The following is a 23,476-nucleotide window of genomic DNA, read 5'->3' as shown; positions in this document are numbered from 1 at the left end:
TTTTAAAGCATAAATGTAGTAAATTCTTAATATTTCTGGTCTTTCAGGTAATTATAAGTTTTTATTTGTGACCTTTTTGGGTCTGTTTTATCACTTTCGACGTATTCGTTTCGCATATTCTTGTCAAGAATTCTGGCTTTTACGTTGTCCTCAAGCTGAATTTCCAAAAGTTCTTTCAGTTCTTTTTTAAGGTTTTTCTGCATGATTGGTGTCGCAGCTTCTATTCTGTAATCCAAATTTCTGGTCATCCAATCGGCAGAGGAGATGTACATATTTTCCGCACCTTTGTTATAGAAATACATCACTCGGGCGTGTTCCAGATATTCATCAACAATACTTATTGCATAGATTTTTTTCTTGAATTCTTTCTGATTCACGGCACAATAGATGCCTCGGACAATCATTTTGGTGTTCACGCCAGCTTGTGCAGCTTCGTAAAGTTTCAAAATCAAAGTCTTGTCACTTAAGGAATTAACTTTGATAATCATTTCCGCTTTTCTGCCCGCTTTGGCCTCTTCTATTTCTTTATCAATGTGAGCAATGATTTTTTCACGCATAAAAACCGGACAAACCATCAAGGTTTTACAACTTTTCAAAGCGATAGTCGGGTCAACTTTTGGTTTGTTAAGCGCAAGAAAAACTTTATTAATGTCGGCCATTATTGCTCTGTTGGAAGTCATTAGCAAATGGTCTCCATAAATCTTTGCTGTTTTCTCGTTGAAATTTCCGGTGCTGATAAAACCATATTGAATCGTTCTATTATTGACTCTTTTCTTGATGATGCACAATTTGGCGTGAACTTTTTTATTCGGAATTCCGAGAAGAACTTTTACGCCTTCTAGCTCGAATCTGTCTTTCCACAAAAGATTAGACTCTTCATCGAATCTCGCTCTCAGCTCCAGCATTACGGTCACTTCTTTACCATTTCGAACGGCATTAATCAAAGCATTCGCAATTTTGGAACTCGATGCCAATCTGTAAGCTGTGATTTGGATTGATTTCACATCTGGGTCCATTGCAGATTCTCTCAATAAGTCGATAACAGAATCGTAAGAATGGTAAGGAAAAGTCAGTAAAACATCTTTCTTGATGATGACATCTGTTACTCTTTGTTTCTTGGCAAATTCTGGGTGGATGAAGGATGTTCTTTCAACAGGTTTTTGATAAGCTTTAAAAACATCAGGAAAATCCATAAAATGTCTGAAGTTATGAATCTTTTGTCCTGGGATAATACTATCCTTTTTTGTTAAATTTAATTTCTTGATGAGGAATTCCAGTAGAGCTTTATCAATCTCTTTATCGAATACAAAACGTGTAGGTTTCCCTTTTCGTCGGCTTTTAATTCCTTTTTCGATTTTATCTGCTAAGGTTGTTTTGATGTCATTATCGAGGTCAAATTCTGCATCTTTTGTCACTTTAAAACAATGCGCTGTAAAATCATCATAACCAAAATAGGAGAAAATATACGGAAGATTATAAATAATGACATCTTCCAAAAGCATCACATCCTTTTGTTCTTTATCTTCCGTTGGTAACAAAACAAATCTTCCATTAGCAGTCACCGGAACTTCGATAAAAGCATATTGACTTTCGTATTGCCATTCTTTTCTTCGCATCGCTACACCAATGAAGAGACTTTTTTCCCGAAGATAAGGCATTGGTTTGTTGTCATGAAGCAAAATCGGAATGACGTTAGACTCCACTTCTTCATCAAAATATTTGACAACAAATTCTTTTTGTTCTGCTGTCAGATGATTATGGTCTTTGATAAAAACTTTTTCCTTTGCCATTTCCCGTTGCACATCTTTCCATGTTCTGTCAAAATCTTCTTGTTGATGAATAACCAATTTGTTGATTTTCTGAAGAATTTTGGAAGGCGCATCGTAGAAAGATTCGGCAACAAGCTTTTGTTTAAAGTCCATTGCACGTTTCAATCCTGCAACTCTTACACGGAAAAACTCATCCAAATTATTGGAAAAAATTCCTAAAAAACGAATTCTGAGATGTATCGGAACACTTTTGTCCATCGCTTCCTGTAAAACTCTGGCGTTAAATGCTAGCCAAGTGACATCGCGCGGATTAAATTCTTGTGGCATTATCGGATTTTTGATTATCTCAAAATTACTAAAATTCATTGTATTAATTTGGGTTCGAAAACTACAATCTTAATGGGATTATTAATGTTTCGAGAATGTCAATTAAATTTTAAATGCTGTGTAAAGACTTTACTATAAATGCTTAAATAAATTTATTTTAAATTTTTAATAAAATCGGATTCTTATTTTGAAAAAAATAATGCATTTGCTTCCCTTTTATTGAAAATTTAAAAATATGAAGAAAATTCTATTAACATTAGTAAGTGTTCTGAGTTTGAGTGCTTATGGACAAAGAACTTGTGGTACAAGTAAGAAGATGGCTGAATTTTTTGCGACTAATCCGGAAGCTGCCGCAAACAGGCAATCTTTGAAAGATTTTTTAGTCAATAATAAATCTCAACTCAACAGAAAAGCAGGAGTTATTACAATACCCGTCGTAGTTCATGTATTGTATTCTAATGCCACAATGAATATTTCCGATGCTCAAATTGCTTCTCAAATGAAAGTGTTAAATGATGACTTTCGAAAATTGAATGCAGATTTCAGTACCGCTGTTCCAACAGTCTTTCAAGGTGTTGCAGCCGATATGGAGTTGGCATTTTGCTTAGCTACAAAAAAACCAGATGGCTCAGCTACTACAGGTATTGAACGTAAATCTGTTGCATCAGGGTTTAATTTTGATGATAATTATTATAAATCTTCGGGATTACTATCTTGGGATACAACAAAATACCTTAATATCTGGGTTGGTAATATTAGTACAGGCTACCTAGGATGGGCTTACCTTCCCGATAATGCAGGCGGTTCAGATGATGGACTTGCTATCGGCTATAAATATTTTGGGACTACAGGAACTGTAGTTTCTCCATATAATAAAGGAAGAACTGCAACGCATGAAATTGGACATTATTTTGGACTAAATCATATTTGGGGCGATGAAGAAAATTCTTGTGGGACTTCATTAGGAGATGATGGTTGCGCAGATACGCCTGCTACGAAAGAGCCTTATTATGGTGCGCCAACTTTTCCTACCAATCAATATGCGTGTACAACCACTACTAATGGTTCTATGTTTATGAACTATATGGATTATGTGAATGATAACAAAATGGCAATGTTCACAAACAATCAGAAAACCATTACACAAAATACTATGGCTGGCCCAAGAGCAAGTTTGTTAAATTCTAATGCTTGTTCCCTTTTAGCTGTTGATGATGTAGAAAAATCAAACTCTATCAATGTTTTTCCAAATCCTGCTGTTAATTATATTTCGATTGCTTCTCCTTTAGTTAAAATTAATGAGGTGGAGATTTTCGGTAATGATGGAAGATTGGTGAAAAAATCAAACATCAAAAATGAAACAGACAAGATTGATGTGAAAAGTTTTCCAGCTGGAACTTATTATGTAAGAACTTATGATAATGGTAACTTCATCAAGTCAATGAAGTTTATCAAACAATAAACTAACTAAAATTTGACTTAAATGAAACTCCGTCTCACACGGAGTTTTTTTTATTAATGACAATTTGTCACTTTTTATGTCGTGGTACAAATATTGAGAATTCCAGATTGTAATAATTAATAAATAACAAAAAATAACATATAAAATGAGTAAAATAATTGGAATTGACTTAGGTACAACCAACTCTTGTGTTGCTGTAATGGAGGGAAAAGACCCTGTTGTAATTCCTAATGCTGAAGGTAAAAGAACCACGCCTTCAATTGTTGCCTTCACCGAAGATGGCGAAAGAAAAGTAGGAGATCCTGCAAAAAGACAAGCAGTAACCAATCCTACTAAGACCGTATATTCTATCAAAAGATTTATCGGTACCCACTTTAAAGATGATGCTAATGAAGTTTCTAGAGTACCGTACAAAGTAGTTGCTGGACCAAACGATACAGTAAAAGTAAAAATCGACGATAGAGAATATACCCCACAGGAAATTTCTGCGATGATCCTTCAGAAAATGAAGAAGACTGCTGAAGATTATCTTGGTCAGGAAGTAACAAGAGCGGTAATCACGGTTCCTGCATATTTTAATGATGCTCAAAGACAAGCTACTAAAGAAGCTGGTGAAATCGCAGGTCTTAAAGTAGAAAGAATCATCAATGAACCTACAGCTGCAGCATTAGCTTACGGTTTGGATAAAGCTCACAAAGATCAAAAAATTGCTGTGTATGACCTTGGTGGTGGTACTTTCGATATCTCTATCCTTGATTTGGGAGATGGTGTATTCGAAGTATTGTCTACAAACGGAGATACGCACTTAGGAGGTGATGACTTTGATGATGTAATTATCAACTGGATGGCAGACGAGTTCAAAGCTGAAGAAGGTGTTGACTTAAAATCTGATGCAATCGCATTACAAAGATTGAAAGAAGCTGCTGAAAAAGCTAAGATTGAATTATCTTCTTCTCCACAAACGGAAATCAACCTTCCATATATTACAGCTACAGCTACAGGTCCTAAACACTTAGTGAAGACTTTAACTAAAGCTAAATTCGAGCAATTATCTGCAGATCTAGTAAGAAGATCTATGGAGCCTGTTGCAAAAGCATTGAAAGATGCAGGTTTATCTACTTCAGATATTGACGAAGTAATCTTGGTAGGTGGTTCTACAAGAATCCCAATCATCCAGGAAGAAGTTGAGAAATTCTTCGGTAAAAAACCTTCAAAAGGCGTTAATCCAGATGAGGTTGTAGCAATTGGTGCAGCTATCCAAGGTGGGGTTTTAACAGGAGACGTTACAGACGTACTTTTGTTAGACGTTACGCCACTTTCTTTAGGTATCGAAACAATGGGTTCTGTTTTCACTAAATTAATTGAAGCAAACACAACCATTCCAACTAAAAAATCTGAAGTATTCTCTACAGCTTCTGACAACCAGCCTGCTGTAAGCATCAGAGTTGGACAAGGTGAAAGACCAATGTTTAATGACAACAAAGAGATTGGTAAATTTGATTTGACAGATATTCCACCAGCACCAAGAGGAGTTCCTCAAATCGAAGTAACTTTCGATATCGATGCTAACGGAATCTTGAGCGTTTCTGCAAAAGATAAGGGGACTGGTAAAGAACAATCTATCAAAATCCAAGCTTCTTCAGGACTTTCTGACGAGGAAATCGAGAGAATGAAAAAAGAAGCTCAGGAAAATTCTGCAGCTGATAACAAGAGAAAAGAAGAAGTTGAAATCTTCAACAAAGCTGACGGATTGATTTTCCAAACTGAAAAGCAATTGAAAGAATTCGGTGACAAATTATCTGCAGACAAAAAAGCAGCTATCGAAACTGCTCACGCAGAATTGAAAACCGCTTTCGAAGCTAAGAACGGAGATGATGTAAAGGCTAAAACCGAAGCTTTAGACGCAGCTTGGATGGCAGCATCTGAAGAAATGTATGCACAAGGTCAAGGTGCTGATGCAGGAGCTCAACAATCTCAAGGTCAAGCAAACGGAGCAGAAGATGTTCAGGATGCAGATTTTGAAGAAGTCAAGTAAGTAGTAATTATCATCGATTAATATCGATCGGAATAAATTAGCAAATCGCTGTAAATGTAATGTTTACAGCGATTTTTTTTGTTCTTGTATTTTTTATTAATAGTTGATTTTAACCGATTTTTGTTGTAATTTTGTATCTTACTTGTACCGCATCTTAATAACAGATAATGTGGTTCTTATTATGTCTTAAATGTACTAATGCATATTTTTAAATTTTAAAAAAGTGAATTATGGGCTTCAGTAATCTTAAAATACCGAAACTTTGTGAATTTTGTCAGAAGCCATTTGAAGCAAAAACAGTTGCCACCAGATTTTGCAGTAAGTATTGCTCGGAAAAGTTGGGAAAAAGACAAAAACAATTGGCAAAAGAAATCGAAGCGAAGAAAACACTGTTAGAAAACTCAGTTTCTAAAATTGCTGAATTGCAAACACGACCTTACATATCTGTGAGTGAAGCGGAAATGCTTTTTGGAATTTCAAAAAATACGATTCATAGATTAATTAAAAGTAAAAAAATACCTGCCATCAATTTGGGAGAGCGACTCACTCGTGTAAGCAAAATTGATATAGAACAAATGTTTACAGCAGTTGAAATGCCGGATAAGTCAAAGGAAATTCCTGAGAAACCCAATTTTGAAGTTGGTAATTGTTATACAATTTCCGAGATTAGTTCAAAATTCTACGCTGATCCAGGAACTGTAACAAACCTGATTAAAAGAAACAAAATTCCGACAAAGAAAGTTGGAAGTTTCGTGTATGTTCCTAAAAATTTAATTGATAAAATTTTTGACGGAAAATGAAAGAGTTATTAAAAACCAAAGTTACCGTACGATTGCGAAAATCCGAATTCCGAAAAGAATGGTTTATTTATTTGGAAAGTTATCCTGTGATGATTCAAGGTAAAGATAAAGTTCAAAGAATCCGGGAATATTTGAACAGAAGCGTCACAACCGTAGACTTTGATAAGAAAAGACCTGCAAGAACAACCCAAGAATCCGTTTCATATAAACCTAAAAGAGATGACAATGGTATTATCGTTTGCAAAAGCGAAAATGATCGGGAAACAATGTTCTATGCAGATTCTATGCGTAAATTACGTCAGAGAGAATATGACAATATTGAACTTTACAGCGAACTCGACAAAATTCAAGTAGAACAAAAAGAAAAATCGCAGGAGAATTTTGTGCGATATTTTGATTTGCTGGTTAATAAAAGACATAAAAACAATTCCGAATCTATTCAAATAAATTGGTATCGTTCGATAGAATTTCTAAAAGATTTTGGAGGCGAAAAAATTATGTTTTCGCAGATCAATACAAAATTCTGTGAACACTTTAAATCATATTTGTTGACTGCAAAAAGTGGCAGCAATAAGGAAGAGATTATTTCTCAAAATACGGCTTCAACTTATTTTTCTGTATTCAAAGCTGCATTAAAACAAGCTTTTATTGATGGATATTTTACGACTGATATTTCTGCTAAAATTAAAGCGATTCCGCACGAGGAATCAAGACGAGAATATTTAACACTTGATGAACTTAACACTTTAGTTGAAACGCCGTGCGAACTTGAAGTTCTTAAACGAGCAGCACTTTTTTCAGCTTTAACAGGTCTACGTCATTCCGATATTCAGAAACTGACGTGGAACGAAATAAGTATTGAAAACGATCAGGCAAAAATAAATTTTACTCAAAAAAAGACAAAAGGTGTAGAATATATGCCGATGTCTAAACAAGCATTACAACTTTGTGGTGAAGTAGGTCTTCCAAATGATTTGATTTTTAAAAATCTGACTAATCCGGCTTGGATTTCCCGACCACTTAAGAAATGGATTGAAAGTGCAGGAATTAACAAAAAAATAACTTTCCATAATTTTAGACACACTTTTGCAACGCTTCAACTTTCGAGTGGAACTGATATTTATACAGTGAGTAAAATGCTTGGTCATACGAATGTAAAAACTACGCAGGTTTACGCAAAGGTTGTTGATGAAAAGAAAAATAAAGCTTCGACCGCTATTCAACTAAAAAACTTATAAAATGCACTTGAAATATTTCGAATATATTGTCATCTACCTTTCCGTTCTATTAGTATGTGTGATAGGGGGAGCGTTAGCGAGAATTTCTTTTCTTGGACAAGGTGGTGACGAATATACCGCAAATATTGTATTTTGGTCAATCACGGCATTAAGTATATTATTTTATGCACTTATTATTTTATTTCTCGATGGGATAATTGTTTTATTCAGAAAGGTTTTTCCTAAAAAAGGCAGTTCCGAAATTTCTACTGGAGATTTTATTCCATCTAAAAATCCTGAGAATGTAAGGGAGAAGCAAAAACAAATAACTGGTGAAAATTCAGCAATCTATTTAGTCGAAAATTCGGAGGAAAACATTGTGAATCAAACTACAGAATCCGTAAATCTAGAATCTATAAGAAAAACTCAACTCCTGCAAAAGCAACAGAATGAAAGTTTAAAACTACAAATTGCTCTGGATTACACTCGGAATCAATTTGCATTATATGTAACAGATGAAGATCTTGATGCACTCTGTAATGCCGTAAGTTTATACTCAAAAAAAGAAGGGATTTCTAACGATATTTCTGTCCAAACCAAAGGGCTAACTAATCTAGACCTTTATCATTTCGGTTGGAATATTTGGAATTATTTTAGACCAATAAAACAGGAAGAAATTTCAAAATTATTAAAAACTGTATTTGTTTCGCTTGATGATATTGATTTAGATAGTATCAAGTCACATTTGAAAGATGAACCTCAAAAAGGCAATATCAAAATTCAAGAAGACTTGACAGACTACCAAAAAACATAAAAAATCACAAAATGAAGTGTATGTTTAGTGATTCCTCTGTGATTGCGTGTTTATAGCGATCACAGAGTAATCACTTTTTTTCTTTGCACCATAACAATCAAAAACAATAGTTATGGATAGCAATGATATTTCATTTGAAAATCTGCCAAGAGCAGTCGCACATCTGGTTAGCGAAATAGCCGAAATTAAATTTCTGGTAGAAAGAAAAGAACCTCCGATAATTCCCGTAAAAAGAATTCCGATTGATATTGTAGAAGCTTGCCAAATTATAGGTAAGGCAAAACCTACTGTTTATACTCTAGTGCGGAAAAGATTGATTCCTTGTTACAAAAATGGCAAGAAACTCTATTTTTTTGAAGATGAATTATTGGATTGGATTTCGAAAGGCAAGAAAAAAACCTTACAGGAAATCCAATCTGAAGCGGAAGCAAGTTTCAGAAAAAATTCAAGAAAGGCAAATGTGGATTCTAACCAAAATCTACAAAGATGAGCCAAAAAATTCCCTACATCCGAGTTGGAACCACCTATTATAAGGTAATAGAAAAGCCATTAATTTCGGGCGATAAAACTTCTGTTTTGGTTCGCTGGAATCGAGAAACAATCGTGAGCGATCACGGAAAAACGTACGTTTCTATTGTTCCGAAATTTGACGGTTTCTGTTGTATTCCGGAGCATCTAAATTATCAACAAATCGTTCAAGGTTTCTATAATATTTACAATGAAATCCCATTTCATCCTTCATCTGAAACGGAAGATTTGAAATCTAAAATTCCATTTTCCTTAAATTTCGTAGCGCACATTTTTGGAGAACAATTTGAAATGGGTTTGGATTATTTGAAAATTCTCCTGCAATTTCCAACACAAATTCTACCGATTTTATGTCTGGTGTCCAAAGAACGCGCTACTGGAAAATCAACATTTATCAAATGGCTGAGGGAGATTTTCGGATTGAATATGACTTATATCAAAGGCGATTCATTCGGAAGTCAATTCAATTCCGATTGGGCAGCAATGTTGTTGGTAGCAATCGATGAAGTTTTCTTTGATAAAAAAGAAATTACAGAAAGATTGAAATATCTATCAACAACTAATAAAGATAAACTAGAAGCCAAAGGAAAAGACAGAGAAGAAATCGATTTTTTCGCCAAGTTTATTCTTTGTTCCAATAATGAGGAGAATTTTATTCAAATTGATGAAAACGAAATTCGATTTTGGATTCTCAAAATCAATCCGATCAAAACCGAAAACACTGAATTTTTGAATAACCTCATTTCCGAAATCCCCAACTTTCTTCGGTTTTTAATCGAAAGACCATTTTCAACGGAGAAGAAAACAAGAATGTGGTTTTCAGCCGATGAGATCAGAACGAAAGCACTTCAAAAATTAGTTTTCAAAAACAACAATAAACTCGAATCTAAAATAATAGAATTGCTTTATGAGTTTTTTGAAACCAATGACGATGAAGAAATTAATGTCGTTCCGCAAGACTTGCTGAATATGATAATCAGAATGTTTAGACTTACTTATTGGACGAGAAATGATATCCGAACTCTATTAAAGGAAACTTGGAAATTAAATCCACAAAATAATGGTTTGACTTACATCAGATATGACCTTGATTTGTCAGGAATTTTCTATCAAAACAATTCAGTTGGTCGCTATTTCACCATAAAAAAGGATTTTATTCTTAATAAACGTGTTGAAATGTTGAATTGATTGATAATGAATAGAAAATCAAACACTTTAAACTCAACAAAATCCTCAACAAACTTTTAAACTCAACTTTTTGTTGAATGTTTGTTGAGCAGAAAAACTCTAGTTTGTTGAATTGTTGAGCTTTTGTTGAGGATTTAAGATATTATCAATCAATACGTTAATATATTTTCTCAACAATTCAACAAAAAATTTCTCACTCAAAACACGGAAAATTTACAGCTATGAACTGCAAACAATTTAACAGCATATCGTTGGAAGAAGTCCTCCTTTCTCTCGGACACCTTCCAACGAAACAAAATGAAAAAGAAGCTTGGTATCTCAACCCCTTTGCCAGCGAATCCCAAGCCTCTTTTAAAATAAATAAAAGTCTAAACAAGTGGTACTTATTTTCAGAGGGAATCGGTGGAAATAACGTTGACCTATTGAAAAAATATCTGAATAAGACTACTAGTGAAGTTTTAATTTGGGCAGAAGATCAGAGCTTTTCTTCTTTTCAAAATCAAAATATTCCTGATCAGAAGTTCGAAAACCCAGATAAAAATTATAAGATACTTGAAGTGAAAGAAATCCAGCATCCTGCACTTTTGGAATATTTAAGAGAAAGAAAAGTTGGAAATCAAACTCAGTTCTTACACGAAATTCATTACCGAATGAATGATAAAAACTATTTCGGAATTGGTTTTAAGAACGATTCTGGCGGTTATGAAATCCGCAATAAATACTCCAAAATTTGTTTGGGTAAAAAAGATGTTTCCACTATAAAAAGCGGATCAGAATCGCTTCGGGTTTTCGAGGGTTTTTTCGATTTTCTTTCATTTAAAAATGTAGAGAATTTTTTGGAAAAAGAACCAACCGATTATATCATTTTGAATTCCGTTTCGATGATTTCAAACATTAAAAAATCACTCGATAATTATGAAAATATTGAGCTTTATTTTGATAATGATGAAGCAGGAAATCGTGCCGTTGAAATGATTAAAAATGAAAACAAAAACGCAGAAGATTGTCGGGTTTTATATTCAGATTTTAAAGATTTAAATGATTGGATGATTCACAAAAATCCATCACCTGAAAGGCAAGTGAAGCAAAGACGAAGGTGAGTAAAATAAATACAGGTAAAATATGGTGGTATGTTAGTGCAAAAAGTACCCAAAGTTTACAATAAGCGTGGTCGCTGATCGTAAAATTGGGATTTTTGATTTCTTCCTATCGTCAGAAATGTTTTTAAATACACAAAATTTAATGAAATGGAAAACGACTTTTTACAAGAATTTATAAACCAAGCCACCAAAGAAAATGAAGCCAAAATTGCTCAGGAAAAAAGGAAAAAACATTTTCAAGAATTGGGCAGAAAAGGTGGTTTAAAAACTAAAGAAAACAAAAAACTGGATAAAGTAATTTCGATAAGAATGACCAATTCTGAATATGAATTATTGATTCAAAAACAAGAGAAATATCCGCTCAAATTATCGACCTATATCCGAAATGTTTTATTCGAAAAAGAATTAAAAATCAATGAATTTAAAACTGATGAAATCTTGCTTCAGTTTGGAAACAATTTCAAAAAAATAACCAATCTTTTGCGAAATCGAGAATGGAATGTTTTTGAAAATAAGAAAGAAATTTTAGTGAAAATTGAAACGACGGTTGATTTGATTCATCAATATTTATACTCAAAAATTCAGAAAAATGAATAATTCTGCAACCACAAGAACCATCACAAAAATTGCTTTAGAATATAATGGAAACGACAAAGGAACTGCAGAAACAGTGGCTTCAAATTGTCTTTTAAGTTCGACGGTTGAAGGTCAGTTTTTGGAAATGAAAACCGTTGTAGACCGAAACACGAATGTGAAAAAATGGGCTTTAACTGGCTATATTTCCCAACCCGACGAGCTTGGCAGAAAGTTGACGGATGAAGAATTTACAGAAATCGCTACCAAAGCTTTAGAAAAAATTGGAGTGAGCGATAAGAATCAATTTCGATTGGATATTCATAACAGTACGAAACAAAAACACATTCATTTTATCGTCAATAGGATTGATATTTCGGGAAAATGTACGGTAAAATCACACGATGTAGGAAGAAGATTTGGAGAAGCAGTTCGGGAAGTTTGTAAAGAAAAAGGGTTGTTGACCGATGTGGAAATTGGAATTCAGAAAAAAGCAGAAATGCTGAAAAATTTAAAAGAAAGCCTAAAAACAGCGAAAAATTTTGATGAACTTATTTTTAAAATGAAAGAAAGAGGTTTTGAAATTCAATTATCCAAGAATGTGAAAGACGGCGTTTCGGGAATGCGAGTCGTGATGGAGAAAGATAAAAACCCCAATACAGACAGAATTTATAAAGCAGGCTACAAACTTTCTGAAATTACCAACAAGTTAAAAATTGCAGAAATCAAAGTAATTCTCAATGAAAATAAAGAGAGAAAATTGGATGATGAAACTGTTTTTTCTGAAAATTCAAACCAAGAAAACAATGGAAATATACAAAAAAACAACTCCGTAATCAGCGAAGTTGGAAAAGCAATTGAGCAGTTTTTAAAACCAACGTACACCTCCAATTCGGATGATGAATTGTTAAAGAAAAAGAAGTGGAAATCGAGATAATAATTAAAAAAATAAATCAAAAAAAATGGAAAATCAAAAACAAAACGACGGAACGAAAAGCAACGGAATGGAATTGCTGGAAAACGTGATAAAATCTAACGAGAAAAATATTGCTTCAAACGAAGCAAATATCGAACAATTTGTAAAAGTTGAATTTGTTGTGGAAGACTTTATCAATTCGTCAAAACATATCCAGACTGGTTTGCGTGATGTAAGTGCAAAGTATGATGATGTCGAGAAATTGTATGAATTGGAGCAAGTGAAAAGAACTGAATTTCTTGCCAATATTCCCACCAAAATAGAAACAGTTCTTTCGCAAGAAACCATTGATTTTTATGATAATTTTGAAAACAAAGTTAAAAGACTAGAAAAATTTATCTGGAGTGGAATTGGAGTTGCTGTTTTTTCGGTTTTATTGCTGATAATTTCCATCAATTTCGCTACTAAATGGTATAAAGAAAGCATCAAAGCAAAAAGTGAACTGCGCCAAGATATTTTAAAAGAAATTGCTGGTGAAGGGAAAAAAATCTATGAAGAAAAGGAGATAAAAATATTGAGTGAAAATACTGAAATTATGCAGCTTTGGATTAAGAATAATCCTAAAAAAGGGGAAGATTTTTTGAGATTTAAGGATGGGTTTGAAGCGAGTTTGAAATCAAAATAATCATTCTTTATTTTTTAAATGTTCGTTATTTCATTCAAAATAAATATATTTGTATGAAATAACAATCATTTATAGAATGAAACAACAAATAATCCTTCCCAAATTCAATCAATTATTAGAACAAATGGGAGAAAACATAAAACTCGCGAGGAAGCGAAGAAAACTCACTGCAGTACAAGTTGCGGAAAGAGCTGGAATTGCTCGTTCAACATTATATTTGATTGAAAAAGGCGATTCTAGTGTTTCGATGGGTGCATATTTTAATGTCTTAAGAGTTTTAGGATTGCAAAATGATTTCCTAAAATTAGCTGCAGATGACGAGTTCGGTAGAAAATTACAGGATTTGGAATTGCTGAAATAAACGGCTAATATTATGAAACAAGGAAAATTTGACATCTACGTTTTTGCACATTGGAAAGGAATGCTAGAACCAAAAATGATGGGAATTCTTTCCGCACATTACGGAAAAGGAAAAAAAGCGTTTGGTTTTGAATACGATAAAAATTGGATTAAAACGGAATCACAAAGATTAATTGATCCAGATATTCAGTTTTTTTCGGGTGCGCAATTTCCTAATAATAAAGAAAATTTTGGCGTTTTTTTAGACAGTATGCCCGATACTTGGGGACGAACTTTAATGAAAAGAAAAGCCGCACAACAAGCCAGAGAAAACGCTGAAAAGCAGCAAACACTTTATGATATTAATTATCTTTTGGGCGTTTACGACAAAACCAGAATGGGCGCTTTGAGGTTCAAAACTTCTTTTGATGGCGAGTTTCTTGATGATGATCACGAACATTCTACACCGCCTTGGTCGTCTATTCGAGAGCTTCAAGCCGCTGCGAAAAATTTGGAAGATGATGAGAATGTCGATGTCAAAAAATGGTTGGCGATTCTTATGGCTCCAGGTTCTTCGTTGGGTGGAGCAAGACCAAAAGCCAATATTGTAGATGAAAACGGAGATTTGTGGATTGCAAAATTTCCTTCTAAAAATGATACCATCGACAAAGGAGCTTGGGAATTTTTAGCGTACCAATTAGCGTTGAAAAGTGGTATAGAAATGACTGAATGTAAAATTGAAAAAATCACAGGAAAATACCATACTTTTTTCACGAAAAGATTCGATAGAGAAGGCGAGAGTAGGATTCACTTTGCTTCAGCAATGACGATGACGGGAAATAGTGAAGAAAATTTGAGATTTCACACTGCAAGTTATCTCGATATAGCCGAATTTGTAATGAATAATGGCGCAAATGTCAACGAAAATCTTCATCAACTATGGCGAAGAATTGTTTTCAACATTTGTATTTCCAATACTGACGACCATCTTCGGAATCACGGTTTTATTTTAACCGAAAACGGCTGGATTTTATCTCCGGCTTATGATTTAAATCCTTCTGTTGAGAAAGATGGATTGTCTTTAAATATTGATATGGACGATAATTCTTTGGATCTCAAATTAGCCAAAAGTGTAGGTATTTATTTCCGATTAAATGATTCTGAAATGGATGCTATCATTGTCAAAATTCAAGATGCAGTCAGTAACTGGAAAGATATTGCAACTGAAATCGGGATTTCGAGAGGAGAGCAGGAATTGATGGTAGGAGCTTTTCGATTTTAGTTCTTTTACGGTTTTCCTTTAGTTTCCTTTATTTGATTTTGTTATATTTACAGAAACCTAAGATTTACTATGAAATTCAACGAAGACTCACGAGTTAAAATACCAGCTTTATTGCATTTGGCAAGACTAGGCTATACTTATATCTCAAGGTCAAAGCAATTTCGGTTGGAAGAAAACAATATATTTTCTGATATTTTTAAAGGAAGCATTTCAAATATAAATCCGGAACTTTCTTCGGGAGAGGTAACTAAACTTTTAGAAGATGTCAGTTTTAAATTAAAAAATGACGATTTAGGCAGAGACTTTTTTAAGCAATTGACTAATACTTCAGGAATAAAACTTATTGATTTTGATGATTTCGAGAATAATTCTTTTCATATTACTACAGAATTGACTAATAAAAATGGAGAAGAAGAATTTCGTCCGGATATTACTGTTTTAATTAATGGAATGCCGTTGGTTTTTATTGAAGTTAAAAAACCTAATAATAAACAAGGCGTAATTGATGAAAGAAATCGTATCAACAGACGCTTTACCAATGCAGCTTTTAAAACATTTACGAACATTACGCAATTAATGATTTTTTCCAATAATATGGAATATGAAGATGGCGTTATTGACCCTGTTTATGGCGCTTTTTATGCTACTTCAGCCAATGGAAATTTACATTTCAATTATTTTAGAGAAGAAGAAAATCTTAATCTTACCCATTTATTAAAACCTGAGAATGAGGATTTAGAAAACTCAATTTTAAGAGATAATAATATTGTTGCAATTAAAAATACAGATGAATTTCTAACGAATAAAGATTACAACAAACCGACCAATAGAATTTTAACCTCACTTCTTTCTAAAGATAGATTGGCTTTTATTTTACAATTTGGTTTGGCTTATGTGGAAGAAGAAATTGATGGTGTGAATGTGATTCAGAAACACATTATGCGTTATCCCCAGATATTTGCGACTAAGGCAATTAAAGCAAGTTTAGATAAATCTATTAAAAAAGGAATTATTTGGCATACGCAAGGAAGTGGTAAAACGGCTTTAGCATATTACAATGTGAAATTTCTGACCGATTATTATCAAAAGAAAAATATTATACCTAAGTTTTATTTTGTGGTCGACAGATTAGATTTAGCCAATCAGGCAGCTTCTGAATTTGGAATGAGAGGATTAATTGTAAAAAGAGTCAACTCCAGAATTGAATTTTTAAAAGATATAAAAACCATCAGTGCATTACAAAATAGCACAGGCGAACCAGAGATTTCTGTAATTAATATCCAGAAATTCACGGAAGAAAGTACTGTTGAAAAAGTGTTGGATTACGACCTTAATATCCAACGAATCTATTTTATTGATGAAGCACACCGAAGTTATAATCCGAAAGGAAATTACCTTATCAATCTTTTAAAATCAGATGAAAATGCTATAAAAATTGCTTTAACAGGAACTCCACTTTTGAAAGAGGTTGCCAAAGATTACGATTCTAAAGCAATTTTCGGCGATTACATTCATAAATATTATTACAACAAATCTATTGCAGATGGTTATACTTTGCGATTGATACGAGAAGGTATCAATACGCAGTATAAGTTACAGATGCAGGATATTATGGATGAGATTTTGAAAAAAGGAACGATTAGCAAAAGTGATATTTTTGCACATCCAAAATTTGCAGAACCAATGTTAGAATATATTCTGACAGATTTAAAAGCATTCAGAAAAACCCACCAAGATGATTCGCTAGGAGCAATGGTGGTTTGCGATAGTTCTGATCAGGCAAAAGCACTCTTTGCAGAATTTGAAAAAATATACGGAACACAAACTCAAGATTATCTGAGTGTAGCAGAAGAAAAAGCGAAATATGGCAACAATGATTCTTTGAAAGCCTCGTTGATTCTGCACGACATCAATGATAAAGAGTATAGGAAAAAAGATGTAAAGTCTTTTAAGGCAGGAGATATTGATATTCTTTTTGTTTACAATATGCTGTTAACTGGTTTTGATGCGAAAAGATTAAAGAAATTATATTTGGCGAGAGTAGTCAAGCATCAAAATTTACTGCAAACTCTGACTCGTGTCAATCGACCTTATAAAAACTATAAATTCGGATATGTAGTCGATTTTGCGGATATTTCTAAAGAATTCAAAATTACCAACGATAATTATTTTCAGGAATTACAAAGTGAGTTGGGAGATGAAATGCAGAATTACAGCAATCTCTTTAAAACACGGGAAGAAATACAAGAAGACAAATCAAGAATAAAAGAATTTCTTTTTCAATACGATACCAGGAATGCTGAGAATTTTTCTGACCAAATCATTCAGATTTCAGATAAAAAAAGATTACAGGATATTATTAATATTCTCAGTTCTGCAAAAGAATTAAGAAACATCATTCGGTTACAAGGTGATGATGATTTATTAAACGGAATAGATTTCTTTAAATTAAATCAACTTCTGAAAGTTGTACAAGACAGGTTGGCAAGTATTAATTTTGTAGAAAACCTTGACAATGAAGACGAGAACAATAATCTGCTGAATGTGGCTCTGGAAGACATCTATTTTCAGTTTGTAAAAGTTTCGGAAGAAGAAATGATCATCGCAGATCAGCTTCGAAATGACCTTCGAAAAACCCGAGAAGAATTACAGAGAAATATTGACCAGAAAGATCCTGAATTTATAACATTAAGAGAAGAACTAGAAAGGATTTTTAAAAATAAAAACCTAGACGAAGTTTCACAAGAAGATATGAGAAGCAATATTACGTTGCTAAAATCTGTTTATGCTCGAGTAAATGAGCTTAATAATAAAAACTCCAATATCAATTCAAAATATAACAACGACGACAAATTTACCAGAATCCACAAAAGAATAATGGAAAAAGGAAGTATTTCTGCTCAGGAAACCCAAATCCACGAAGCATTGATGGATACCAAAATAATGGTTGATCTTCTCGTTCTAAGCAATACCAATATCCTGAAAGATGGGAATGATTATTTTAGTGATGAAGTATTGAGCATCATTATACAAAAATTTATAGACAACAAAAAAATGAAACTTGACTTCGAAACGACCCAAAATATTAACCAGTTGGTTGTAAACGAATACAGACAACAATCTTATATCAACTAATGACAGATTTAGAATTTATATCGAACACAAAAAAACTTATTGATGACCTTAAAAGTGTTTGTGCCAATTATGGTTTAGGAAACGACGGAAACGAATTTAAAATTATTTCACAAACATTCCTTTATAAATATATGAACGATAAGTTCAGTTATGAAGCAAAGAAAATTAATGAATCCCTAGCTGAAGCCAAAGATTTTCAGAAAGCATACGAAACACTGTCAGACGAGGAAAGAAAATTTTTAATCGCGCGAATCGGGAACAAAGCTCCTAAGCTTCAACCTGAACATTTGATTTCTTATCTTTTCAACAACTCTACCAAAGCTAACTTTGCAGAAACTTATTTTGATGGAACATTGCGGAATATCAGTCTTGATAATTCCAATCTATATTCGATTAAAACCGCAAGTGGTGTAAAAGATAAGATGTTTGATGATCTCAGCCAATTCATTACAGATTCTTCCCAAAGAGATGCTTTTGCAAGAGCGTTGGTTAATAAATTAGTGAATTTCAGTTTTGAGAAAATGTTCCAAGAAAAATATGATTTCTTTGCGACCATTTTCGAATATTTGATCAAAGATTACAACAGCGACAGTGGCGGAAAATATGCCGAATATTATACACCTCACGCAGTTGCCAGAATTATGGCAGCTATTTTGGTAAAAGATGCTGTAACAAATGTGAAAGTGTATGACCCGAGTGCGGGTTCTGGAACACTTTTGATGAATATTGCTCACGCAATTGGAGAAAAAAACTGTTCGATTTATTCCGAAGATATTTCTCAAAAGTCGAGTAATATGTTGAGGTTGAATTTGATTCTTAACAATCTTTCGCATTCTATCCCAAATATTATTAAAGGAAATACGATTTCTGAACCTTCCTATTTAAAAGAAAAGTTTGATTACATTGTTTCCAATCCGCCTTTCAAATTAGATTTTTCAGATTTTAGAAACGATTTGGATAAGGATAGTTTCAAGGAAAGATTTTTTGCAGGAATTCCCAATGTTCCGAAAGCAAAAAAAGATTCGATGTCGATTTATTTGCTTTTCATTCAGCATATTATGCACAGCTTAAGTGCGACTGGGAAAGCCGCGATTGTTGTTCCTACCGGATTTATTACGGCGCAAAGCGGAATCGAAAAGAATATACGGGAAGCGTTAATCAATCGAGGTTGGTTGCGAGGTGTGGTAAGTATGCCAAGTAATATTTTTGCAAGTACCGGAACCAACGTGTCTGTAATTTTCATTGACAAAGAAGCCGACAATGAACATATAGTTTTGGTAGATTCTTCTAAATTGGGAAAAACGATAAAAGAAGGAAAAAACCAAAGAACAGTTTTAACAAGAGAAGAGGAGGAGCGAATCATCAACGCAATGAATCAAAAGCTGCAGGAAGAAGATTTCTCGGTGGTTATCTCCGCAGAACAAATTAAAGAAAAGAATTACAGTTTTAGTGCAGGACAATATTTTGAAGTAAAAATTGAGTATGTGGAAATCACTGCAGAAGAATTTCAAAATAAGATGACTGCTTTTGAAAACAATTTGACAGCAATGTTTGCAGAAAGTGCAGAGCTGGAGAAGAAGATACAGGAAAATTTGAAAAAGTTGAGGTATGAAAATTAGTAGGGAATATTTTGAGTTAGAAAATCTTGTAGATATAATAATTGATAATAGAGGAAAAACGGTACCAACTTCATCTTCTGGTATTCCGCTAATTGCAACAAATTGTATTAAACAATCGAGTATATATCCAACTTTTGAAAATATTCGTTACATCACTAAGGAGATTTATGATAATTGGTTTAGGGCTCATTTAAAACCTAATGACATACTATTTGTAAATAAAGGGACACCAGGAAGAACTTGCATAGTTCCCGATCCTGTAACTTTTGTTGCGGCACAGGATATGGTTGGATTGAGATTTAAAAAAGAACTAAACCCCTATTATATGTTAGCGGTTTTGCGAAGTAAAGAAATTCAAAATACTGTCCAGAATAATTATGTAGGGATTGTAATTCCTCATTTTAGAAAACAAGAACTTCTGAAATTAAAACTGCCCGTTATTCAAAAATCAATTCAAGATTTTATCGGAAATTTATATTATGTTTTATCAAAAAAAATAGAGCTCAACAATCAAATAAATGATAATTTAGAGCAGATGGCAAAAACACTGTACGACTATTGGTTTGTACAGTTTGATTTTCCCGATGAAAACGGGAAGCCTTATAAATCAAGCGGTGGCAGGATGGTTTGGAATGAGGTTTTGAAGAGAGAAATTCCTGAAGGTTGGGAAGTTAATACTTTAGGAGATTTTATATTGAGAGATAAGAGCGGAGATTGGGGAAAAGAACAAATTGAGGGAAATTATACCACAAAAGTAGAATGTATTCGTGGCGCAGATATAAATGGAATTTTTCGTGGTGGAGAATTGAAAACACCAGTTCGGTTTATCCTTGAGAAAAATGAAAATAAGATTTTATTACCTTATGATTTAGTGATAGAAATTTCGGGAGGAAGTCCTACTCAATCTACAGGTAGATTGGCATATATCACAAAAGAGGTTATTGATAGATTTGAAAATCCTTTGATTTGTTCAAACTTTTGCAAAGCTGTCTCTTTAAATGAATTAGATAGTTTTTTCTACTTCATCTATTCTTGGAATAAAGCTTATGACAACTCTGTTTTATTTGGCTTTGAAGGTAAAACAAGTGGAATAAAAAACTTGCTCTTTGAAAGTTTGGTCTCCACTTATAAAATTGTTAAACCCTCCAAATTGATATTAGAAAATTTTCAAAATAAAGTGTCTTTATTTGAAAGTAAAAGACAAATTAATTTAAAACAAAACCAACAACTTAGCTCCTTACGTGACTGGCTTTTGCCTATGCTGATGAACGGACAGGTAAAAGTGTAGTGATTTTGTAAAATAAATTATCATTTAGCTTATCGTTCAATTCAATTTTATTGTCAATATCTTTCAAGATATTGGCAATTTTTTGTTGAACTGAATTTTCCTTAGAATAATTTACAATTACATTGAACAAACGTTGTTTATCAAATTCGCCTTGTCCTGTGCTTCCATCCATAAAAGTTTGGAGTTGTTTTTCAATAGAAAATAAGCTGTAATTCAAACACTTAGATTCAAAGTAATTCTCTGTTCTAACAACTAAAATATGTGAATCAGTAATGACCTTTTTTCCCGTAGGCAATTTATCTACAAATGCAACACGACCTGCAGTTCCTTGACCCGTAGAGTTGATCAAAATATCTCCAACTTTTAGATACTTTTCTTCATTATATTTTTTTTGATCATTAATATATTGAGCAAAAGAATAATCAATTTTATTATGTCTAATGCATTTTTGGTTCAAGACTATAATAGAACTATCTTCAACATAATTCGGAGTTACACCTTTTCCATAGTAAGTAAGAATGGAATCTACTTTTCTTGAGTTACTCATAATTAACTTATAAATTTTCGATGTGCAATTTTCACATTAGACTGATTTACCATCGCATAATGCAAGGTGGTGTCAATCTTTACGTGTCCTAATAATTTCTGTACTTGCTCAATCGGCATTCCTTTATCTATCGCCATTGTAGCCAATGTTCGTCTGAATTTATGCGGATGCACTTTATTGATTTGTGTTTTCAATCCAAGATTTCGTAACACATTTTCTACGCCACCAATCGAAAGTCTTTGATGCGGTTTTGATAGTGAGACAAAGAGCGCCTCATTTTCATCAGTTCGAGTTTTGAGATATTGCTTTAAATGAATTTTGGTTCGGGCATCAAAATAAACTTCACGTTCCTTATTTCCTTTTCCTGTTACAATACACGATCGCTCGTGGAAATCAATATCTTTTCGGTTGATTTTTACGAGCTCCCCAACTCTTATTCCTGTCGAGCAGAGAATTTCGATAAGGGTTAAATCCCTAATTTCCTTGCAATTATCTCTCAAAACTTCTATTTCTTCATCACTGAGAACTTCTTTGATAATCTTTCCTGTTTTAACTTTATGAATTCGTCTTACCGGACTTTTTAATATATAATCTTCATCTTCAAGAAATGAGAAAAAGCTTGAAAATATCCTCCGAATATTATCGATAGTAACCTTGCTGGAATTCTTCGTTTCTTGATAATCAGAAAGGTAAATTCGTAGATCGTTAGTGGAAATTTCGGTCACTTTTTTACTTAATTTTTTGAAAAGCGTATCTATTGTTGAAAAATAATATTTTAGAGATTTCTCCGAACATCCTTCTACTTTTTTGGAAGAAATAAATAGATTGAGAATCGATTCGTTGTTATCTATAAAGTGTTGATTTTCTTTGTTTTGATTGGTTATTTCTACATTATGAAAACTCTGGTGAATTACCTTTTCTAACATCGTCATCTGTTGAAAGTTTAAAGTGGCATTCATTGCATTCATAATCTCTAGTTTCACTAATTCCTTCATTGCTATGCTTTATTTAAAATTTAAAAATCCGCAAAGGAATGAAAAACAAAAATAGCTAAAGTTCATCTTTTACTAAACTAAATGATAATTTAGAGCGTATGGCAAAAACGCTGTACGACTATTGGTTTGTGCAGTTTGACTTTCCAGACGAAAACGGAAAGCCTTATAAATCAAGTGGTGGCAAGATGGTTTGGAATGAAATTTTGAAGAGGGAGATTCCGATAGATTGGGAATTTCAAACAATTGAGGAGCTAGGGACAATTACAGGAGGAAGTACACCTTCAAAAGCTATTGAAGATAATTTTTCTAAAAACGGTATTCCTTGGATAACACCTAAAGATTTGTCCCAAAACATCGGAAATAAATTTATTACAAGAGGTGAATTTGATGTCACTAAAAAAGGTTTAAAAGAGGCATCCTTAAATATTCTACCAGCAAACTCCGTTTTGATGTCATCAAGAGCTCCGATAGGATATTTAGCTATTAATAGATTTAATTGCGCTACAAATCAAGGATTTAAATCTATTGTTTGTAATAAAGAATATCCTTTTGAATATGTATTTTATGTACTTAAACATAATATGCTTTCAATTGAAGCCAATGCATCTGGTTCTACATTTAAAGAAATCTCTACAGCAGTTTTAAAAAGAATCAAAATTTTAAAGCCCCAAAAACGATTAGTTAATCAATTTAAAAATATTGCTTCAGTACTTTTTCAACAGCAAAATAACTTAGAGCAACAAAACCAACAACTTAGCTCTTTACGTGACTGGCTTTTACCTATGCTGATGAATGGACAGGTAAAAGTGGAATAATTTTGTAAAATAAATTATCATTTATCCGATTAAAATCAAGCC

The 23,476-nt window shown here is 33.1% G+C and carries 20 protein-coding genes; 17 read left to right on the top strand and 3 right to left on the bottom strand.

The window, feature by feature from the left end:
* Positions 1 to 26 precede the first annotated feature (26 nt).
* Positions 27 to 2,096: a polyphosphate kinase 1 gene (ppk1, locus tag V7P73_RS12525; protein WP_333854237.1), complete on the bottom strand. Its 2,070-nt coding sequence runs from the start codon at positions 2,094 to 2,096 to the stop codon at positions 27 to 29.
* Between the two features lie 235 nt (positions 2,097 to 2,331).
* On the opposite strand from ppk1, the gene V7P73_RS12520 reads away from it, so the two are divergent.
* From V7P73_RS12520 to V7P73_RS12445, 16 genes are all read left to right on the top strand, one after another.
* Complete coding sequence (locus V7P73_RS12520) at positions 2,332 to 3,558, top strand: M43 family zinc metalloprotease (RefSeq protein WP_333854188.1); 1,227 nt, start codon at positions 2,332 to 2,334, stop codon at positions 3,556 to 3,558.
* Between the two features lie 145 nt (positions 3,559 to 3,703).
* Positions 3,704 to 5,593 (top strand): molecular chaperone DnaK, encoded by a 1,890-nt coding sequence (gene dnaK, locus V7P73_RS12515; RefSeq protein WP_333854186.1) that lies wholly within the window; start codon positions 3,704 to 3,706, stop codon positions 5,591 to 5,593.
* Positions 5,594 to 5,823: 230 nt separating this feature from the next.
* Positions 5,824 to 6,393: a helix-turn-helix transcriptional regulator gene (locus V7P73_RS12510; protein ID WP_333854184.1), complete on the top strand. Its 570-nt coding sequence runs from the start codon at positions 5,824 to 5,826 to the stop codon at positions 6,391 to 6,393.
* On the top strand, positions 6,390 to 7,631 hold the full coding sequence (locus V7P73_RS12505; RefSeq protein WP_333854182.1) for a site-specific integrase: 1,242 nt from the start codon (positions 6,390 to 6,392) through the stop codon (positions 7,629 to 7,631). The genes V7P73_RS12510 and V7P73_RS12505 overlap by 4 nt, the downstream gene beginning before the upstream one ends.
* A gap of 7 nt (positions 7,632 to 7,638) precedes the next feature.
* Positions 7,639 to 8,424 carry a hypothetical protein gene (locus V7P73_RS12500; RefSeq protein ID WP_333854180.1) on the top strand — a complete coding sequence of 262 codons (786 nt, stop codon included), beginning with the start codon at positions 7,639 to 7,641 and terminating at the stop codon, positions 8,422 to 8,424.
* A 112-nt stretch (positions 8,425 to 8,536) separates the two neighbouring features.
* Positions 8,537 to 8,914 carry a helix-turn-helix domain-containing protein gene (locus V7P73_RS12495; RefSeq protein WP_123878899.1) on the top strand — a complete coding sequence of 126 codons (378 nt, stop codon included), beginning with the start codon at positions 8,537 to 8,539 and terminating at the stop codon, positions 8,912 to 8,914.
* Positions 8,911 to 10,140 (top strand): primase-helicase family protein, encoded by a 1,230-nt coding sequence (locus V7P73_RS12490; RefSeq protein WP_333854175.1) that lies wholly within the window; start codon positions 8,911 to 8,913, stop codon positions 10,138 to 10,140. Before V7P73_RS12495 ends, V7P73_RS12490 begins: the two co-directional genes overlap by 4 nt.
* Before the next feature lie 221 nt (positions 10,141 to 10,361).
* A complete protein-coding gene (locus V7P73_RS12485; protein WP_333854173.1) occupies positions 10,362 to 11,240 on the top strand; it encodes a toprim domain-containing protein in 879 nt (292 codons plus the stop codon).
* 147 nt (positions 11,241 to 11,387) lie between these two features.
* Positions 11,388 to 11,837 carry a plasmid mobilization protein gene (locus V7P73_RS12480; protein WP_333854171.1) on the top strand — a complete coding sequence of 150 codons (450 nt, stop codon included), beginning with the start codon at positions 11,388 to 11,390 and terminating at the stop codon, positions 11,835 to 11,837.
* Complete coding sequence (locus V7P73_RS12475) at positions 11,830 to 12,750, top strand: relaxase/mobilization nuclease domain-containing protein (RefSeq protein WP_333854169.1); 921 nt, start codon at positions 11,830 to 11,832, stop codon at positions 12,748 to 12,750. Before V7P73_RS12480 ends, V7P73_RS12475 begins: the two co-directional genes overlap by 8 nt.
* 25 nt (positions 12,751 to 12,775) lie before the next feature.
* Entirely contained in the window at positions 12,776 to 13,414 is a 639-nt protein-coding gene (locus V7P73_RS12470; RefSeq protein ID WP_333854167.1) for a hypothetical protein, read from the top strand.
* Positions 13,415 to 13,490: 76 nt separating this feature from the next.
* Positions 13,491 to 13,775 (top strand): helix-turn-helix domain-containing protein, encoded by a 285-nt coding sequence (locus tag V7P73_RS12465; protein ID WP_123910526.1) that lies wholly within the window; start codon positions 13,491 to 13,493, stop codon positions 13,773 to 13,775.
* Between the two features lie 12 nt (positions 13,776 to 13,787).
* A complete protein-coding gene (locus tag V7P73_RS12460) occupies positions 13,788 to 15,035 on the top strand; it encodes a type II toxin-antitoxin system HipA family toxin (protein WP_123910527.1) in 1,248 nt (415 codons plus the stop codon).
* 69 nt (positions 15,036 to 15,104) lie between these two features.
* Positions 15,105 to 18,170, top strand: a complete 3,066-nt coding sequence (locus V7P73_RS12455) for a type I restriction endonuclease (protein WP_168637564.1) — start codon at positions 15,105 to 15,107, stop codon at positions 18,168 to 18,170.
* Complete coding sequence (locus V7P73_RS12450) at positions 18,170 to 19,789, top strand: HsdM family class I SAM-dependent methyltransferase (protein WP_168637563.1); 1,620 nt, start codon at positions 18,170 to 18,172, stop codon at positions 19,787 to 19,789. Before V7P73_RS12455 ends, V7P73_RS12450 begins: the two co-directional genes overlap by 1 nt.
* Positions 19,779 to 21,077, top strand: a complete 1,299-nt coding sequence (locus V7P73_RS12445) for a restriction endonuclease subunit S (protein ID WP_333854162.1) — start codon at positions 19,779 to 19,781, stop codon at positions 21,075 to 21,077. The genes V7P73_RS12450 and V7P73_RS12445 overlap by 11 nt, the downstream gene beginning before the upstream one ends.
* Here V7P73_RS12445 and V7P73_RS12440 read toward each other — a convergent pair.
* Both V7P73_RS12440 and xerA read right to left on the bottom strand, forming a co-directional pair.
* Positions 21,046 to 21,624 carry a restriction endonuclease subunit S gene (locus V7P73_RS12440; RefSeq protein WP_333854160.1) on the bottom strand — a complete coding sequence of 193 codons (579 nt, stop codon included), beginning with the start codon at positions 21,622 to 21,624 and terminating at the stop codon, positions 21,046 to 21,048. The two genes, V7P73_RS12445 and V7P73_RS12440, sit on opposite strands and share 32 nt — an antisense overlap.
* Positions 21,625 to 21,626: 2 nt before the next feature.
* Entirely contained in the window at positions 21,627 to 22,619 is a 993-nt protein-coding gene (xerA, locus tag V7P73_RS12435; RefSeq protein WP_333854157.1) for a site-specific tyrosine recombinase/integron integrase, read from the bottom strand.
* A 98-nt stretch (positions 22,620 to 22,717) separates the two neighbouring features.
* On the opposite strand from xerA, the gene V7P73_RS12430 reads away from it, so the two are divergent.
* Positions 22,718 to 23,434, top strand: a complete 717-nt coding sequence (locus tag V7P73_RS12430; RefSeq protein ID WP_333854155.1) for a restriction endonuclease subunit S — start codon at positions 22,718 to 22,720, stop codon at positions 23,432 to 23,434.
* Positions 23,435 to 23,476: the final 42 nt, after the last annotated feature.

This window comes from Epilithonimonas sp., assembly GCF_036780765.1.
Classification (GTDB): domain Bacteria; phylum Bacteroidota; class Bacteroidia; order Flavobacteriales; family Weeksellaceae; genus Epilithonimonas.
The sequence above is the reverse complement of the archived record's forward strand: the minus strand, read 5'-3'. Positions and strand labels throughout refer to the sequence as shown.

Excerpts from the sequence above, each read along its gene's own strand:
- ppk1 (WP_333854237.1), bottom strand. The coding sequence starts at position 2,096 with ATGCCACAAGAATTTAATCCGCGCGATGTCACTTGGCTAGCATTTAAC.
- V7P73_RS12520 (WP_333854188.1), top strand. The coding sequence starts at position 2,332 with ATGAAGAAAATTCTATTAACATTAGTAAGTGTTCTGAGTTTGAGTGCT.
- dnaK (WP_333854186.1), top strand. The coding sequence starts at position 3,704 with ATGAGTAAAATAATTGGAATTGACTTAGGTACAACCAACTCTTGTGTT.
- V7P73_RS12510 (WP_333854184.1), top strand. The coding sequence starts at position 5,824 with ATGGGCTTCAGTAATCTTAAAATACCGAAACTTTGTGAATTTTGTCAG.
- V7P73_RS12505 (WP_333854182.1), top strand. The coding sequence starts at position 6,390 with ATGAAAGAGTTATTAAAAACCAAAGTTACCGTACGATTGCGAAAATCC.
- V7P73_RS12495 (WP_123878899.1), top strand. The coding sequence starts at position 8,537 with ATGGATAGCAATGATATTTCATTTGAAAATCTGCCAAGAGCAGTCGCA.
- V7P73_RS12490 (WP_333854175.1), top strand. The coding sequence starts at position 8,911 with ATGAGCCAAAAAATTCCCTACATCCGAGTTGGAACCACCTATTATAAG.
- V7P73_RS12485 (WP_333854173.1), top strand. The coding sequence starts at position 10,362 with ATGAACTGCAAACAATTTAACAGCATATCGTTGGAAGAAGTCCTCCTT.
- V7P73_RS12480 (WP_333854171.1), top strand. The coding sequence starts at position 11,388 with ATGGAAAACGACTTTTTACAAGAATTTATAAACCAAGCCACCAAAGAA.
- V7P73_RS12475 (WP_333854169.1), top strand. The coding sequence starts at position 11,830 with ATGAATAATTCTGCAACCACAAGAACCATCACAAAAATTGCTTTAGAA.
- V7P73_RS12470 (WP_333854167.1), top strand. The coding sequence starts at position 12,776 with ATGGAAAATCAAAAACAAAACGACGGAACGAAAAGCAACGGAATGGAA.
- V7P73_RS12465 (WP_123910526.1), top strand. The coding sequence starts at position 13,491 with ATGAAACAACAAATAATCCTTCCCAAATTCAATCAATTATTAGAACAA.
- V7P73_RS12460 (WP_123910527.1), top strand. The coding sequence starts at position 13,788 with ATGAAACAAGGAAAATTTGACATCTACGTTTTTGCACATTGGAAAGGA.
- V7P73_RS12455 (WP_168637564.1), top strand. The coding sequence starts at position 15,105 with ATGAAATTCAACGAAGACTCACGAGTTAAAATACCAGCTTTATTGCAT.
- V7P73_RS12450 (WP_168637563.1), top strand. The coding sequence starts at position 18,170 with ATGACAGATTTAGAATTTATATCGAACACAAAAAAACTTATTGATGAC.
- V7P73_RS12445 (WP_333854162.1), top strand. The coding sequence starts at position 19,779 with ATGAAAATTAGTAGGGAATATTTTGAGTTAGAAAATCTTGTAGATATA.
- V7P73_RS12440 (WP_333854160.1), bottom strand. The coding sequence starts at position 21,624 with ATGAGTAACTCAAGAAAAGTAGATTCCATTCTTACTTACTATGGAAAA.
- xerA (WP_333854157.1), bottom strand. The coding sequence starts at position 22,619 with ATGAAGGAATTAGTGAAACTAGAGATTATGAATGCAATGAATGCCACT.
- V7P73_RS12430 (WP_333854155.1), top strand. The coding sequence starts at position 22,718 with ATGGCAAAAACGCTGTACGACTATTGGTTTGTGCAGTTTGACTTTCCA.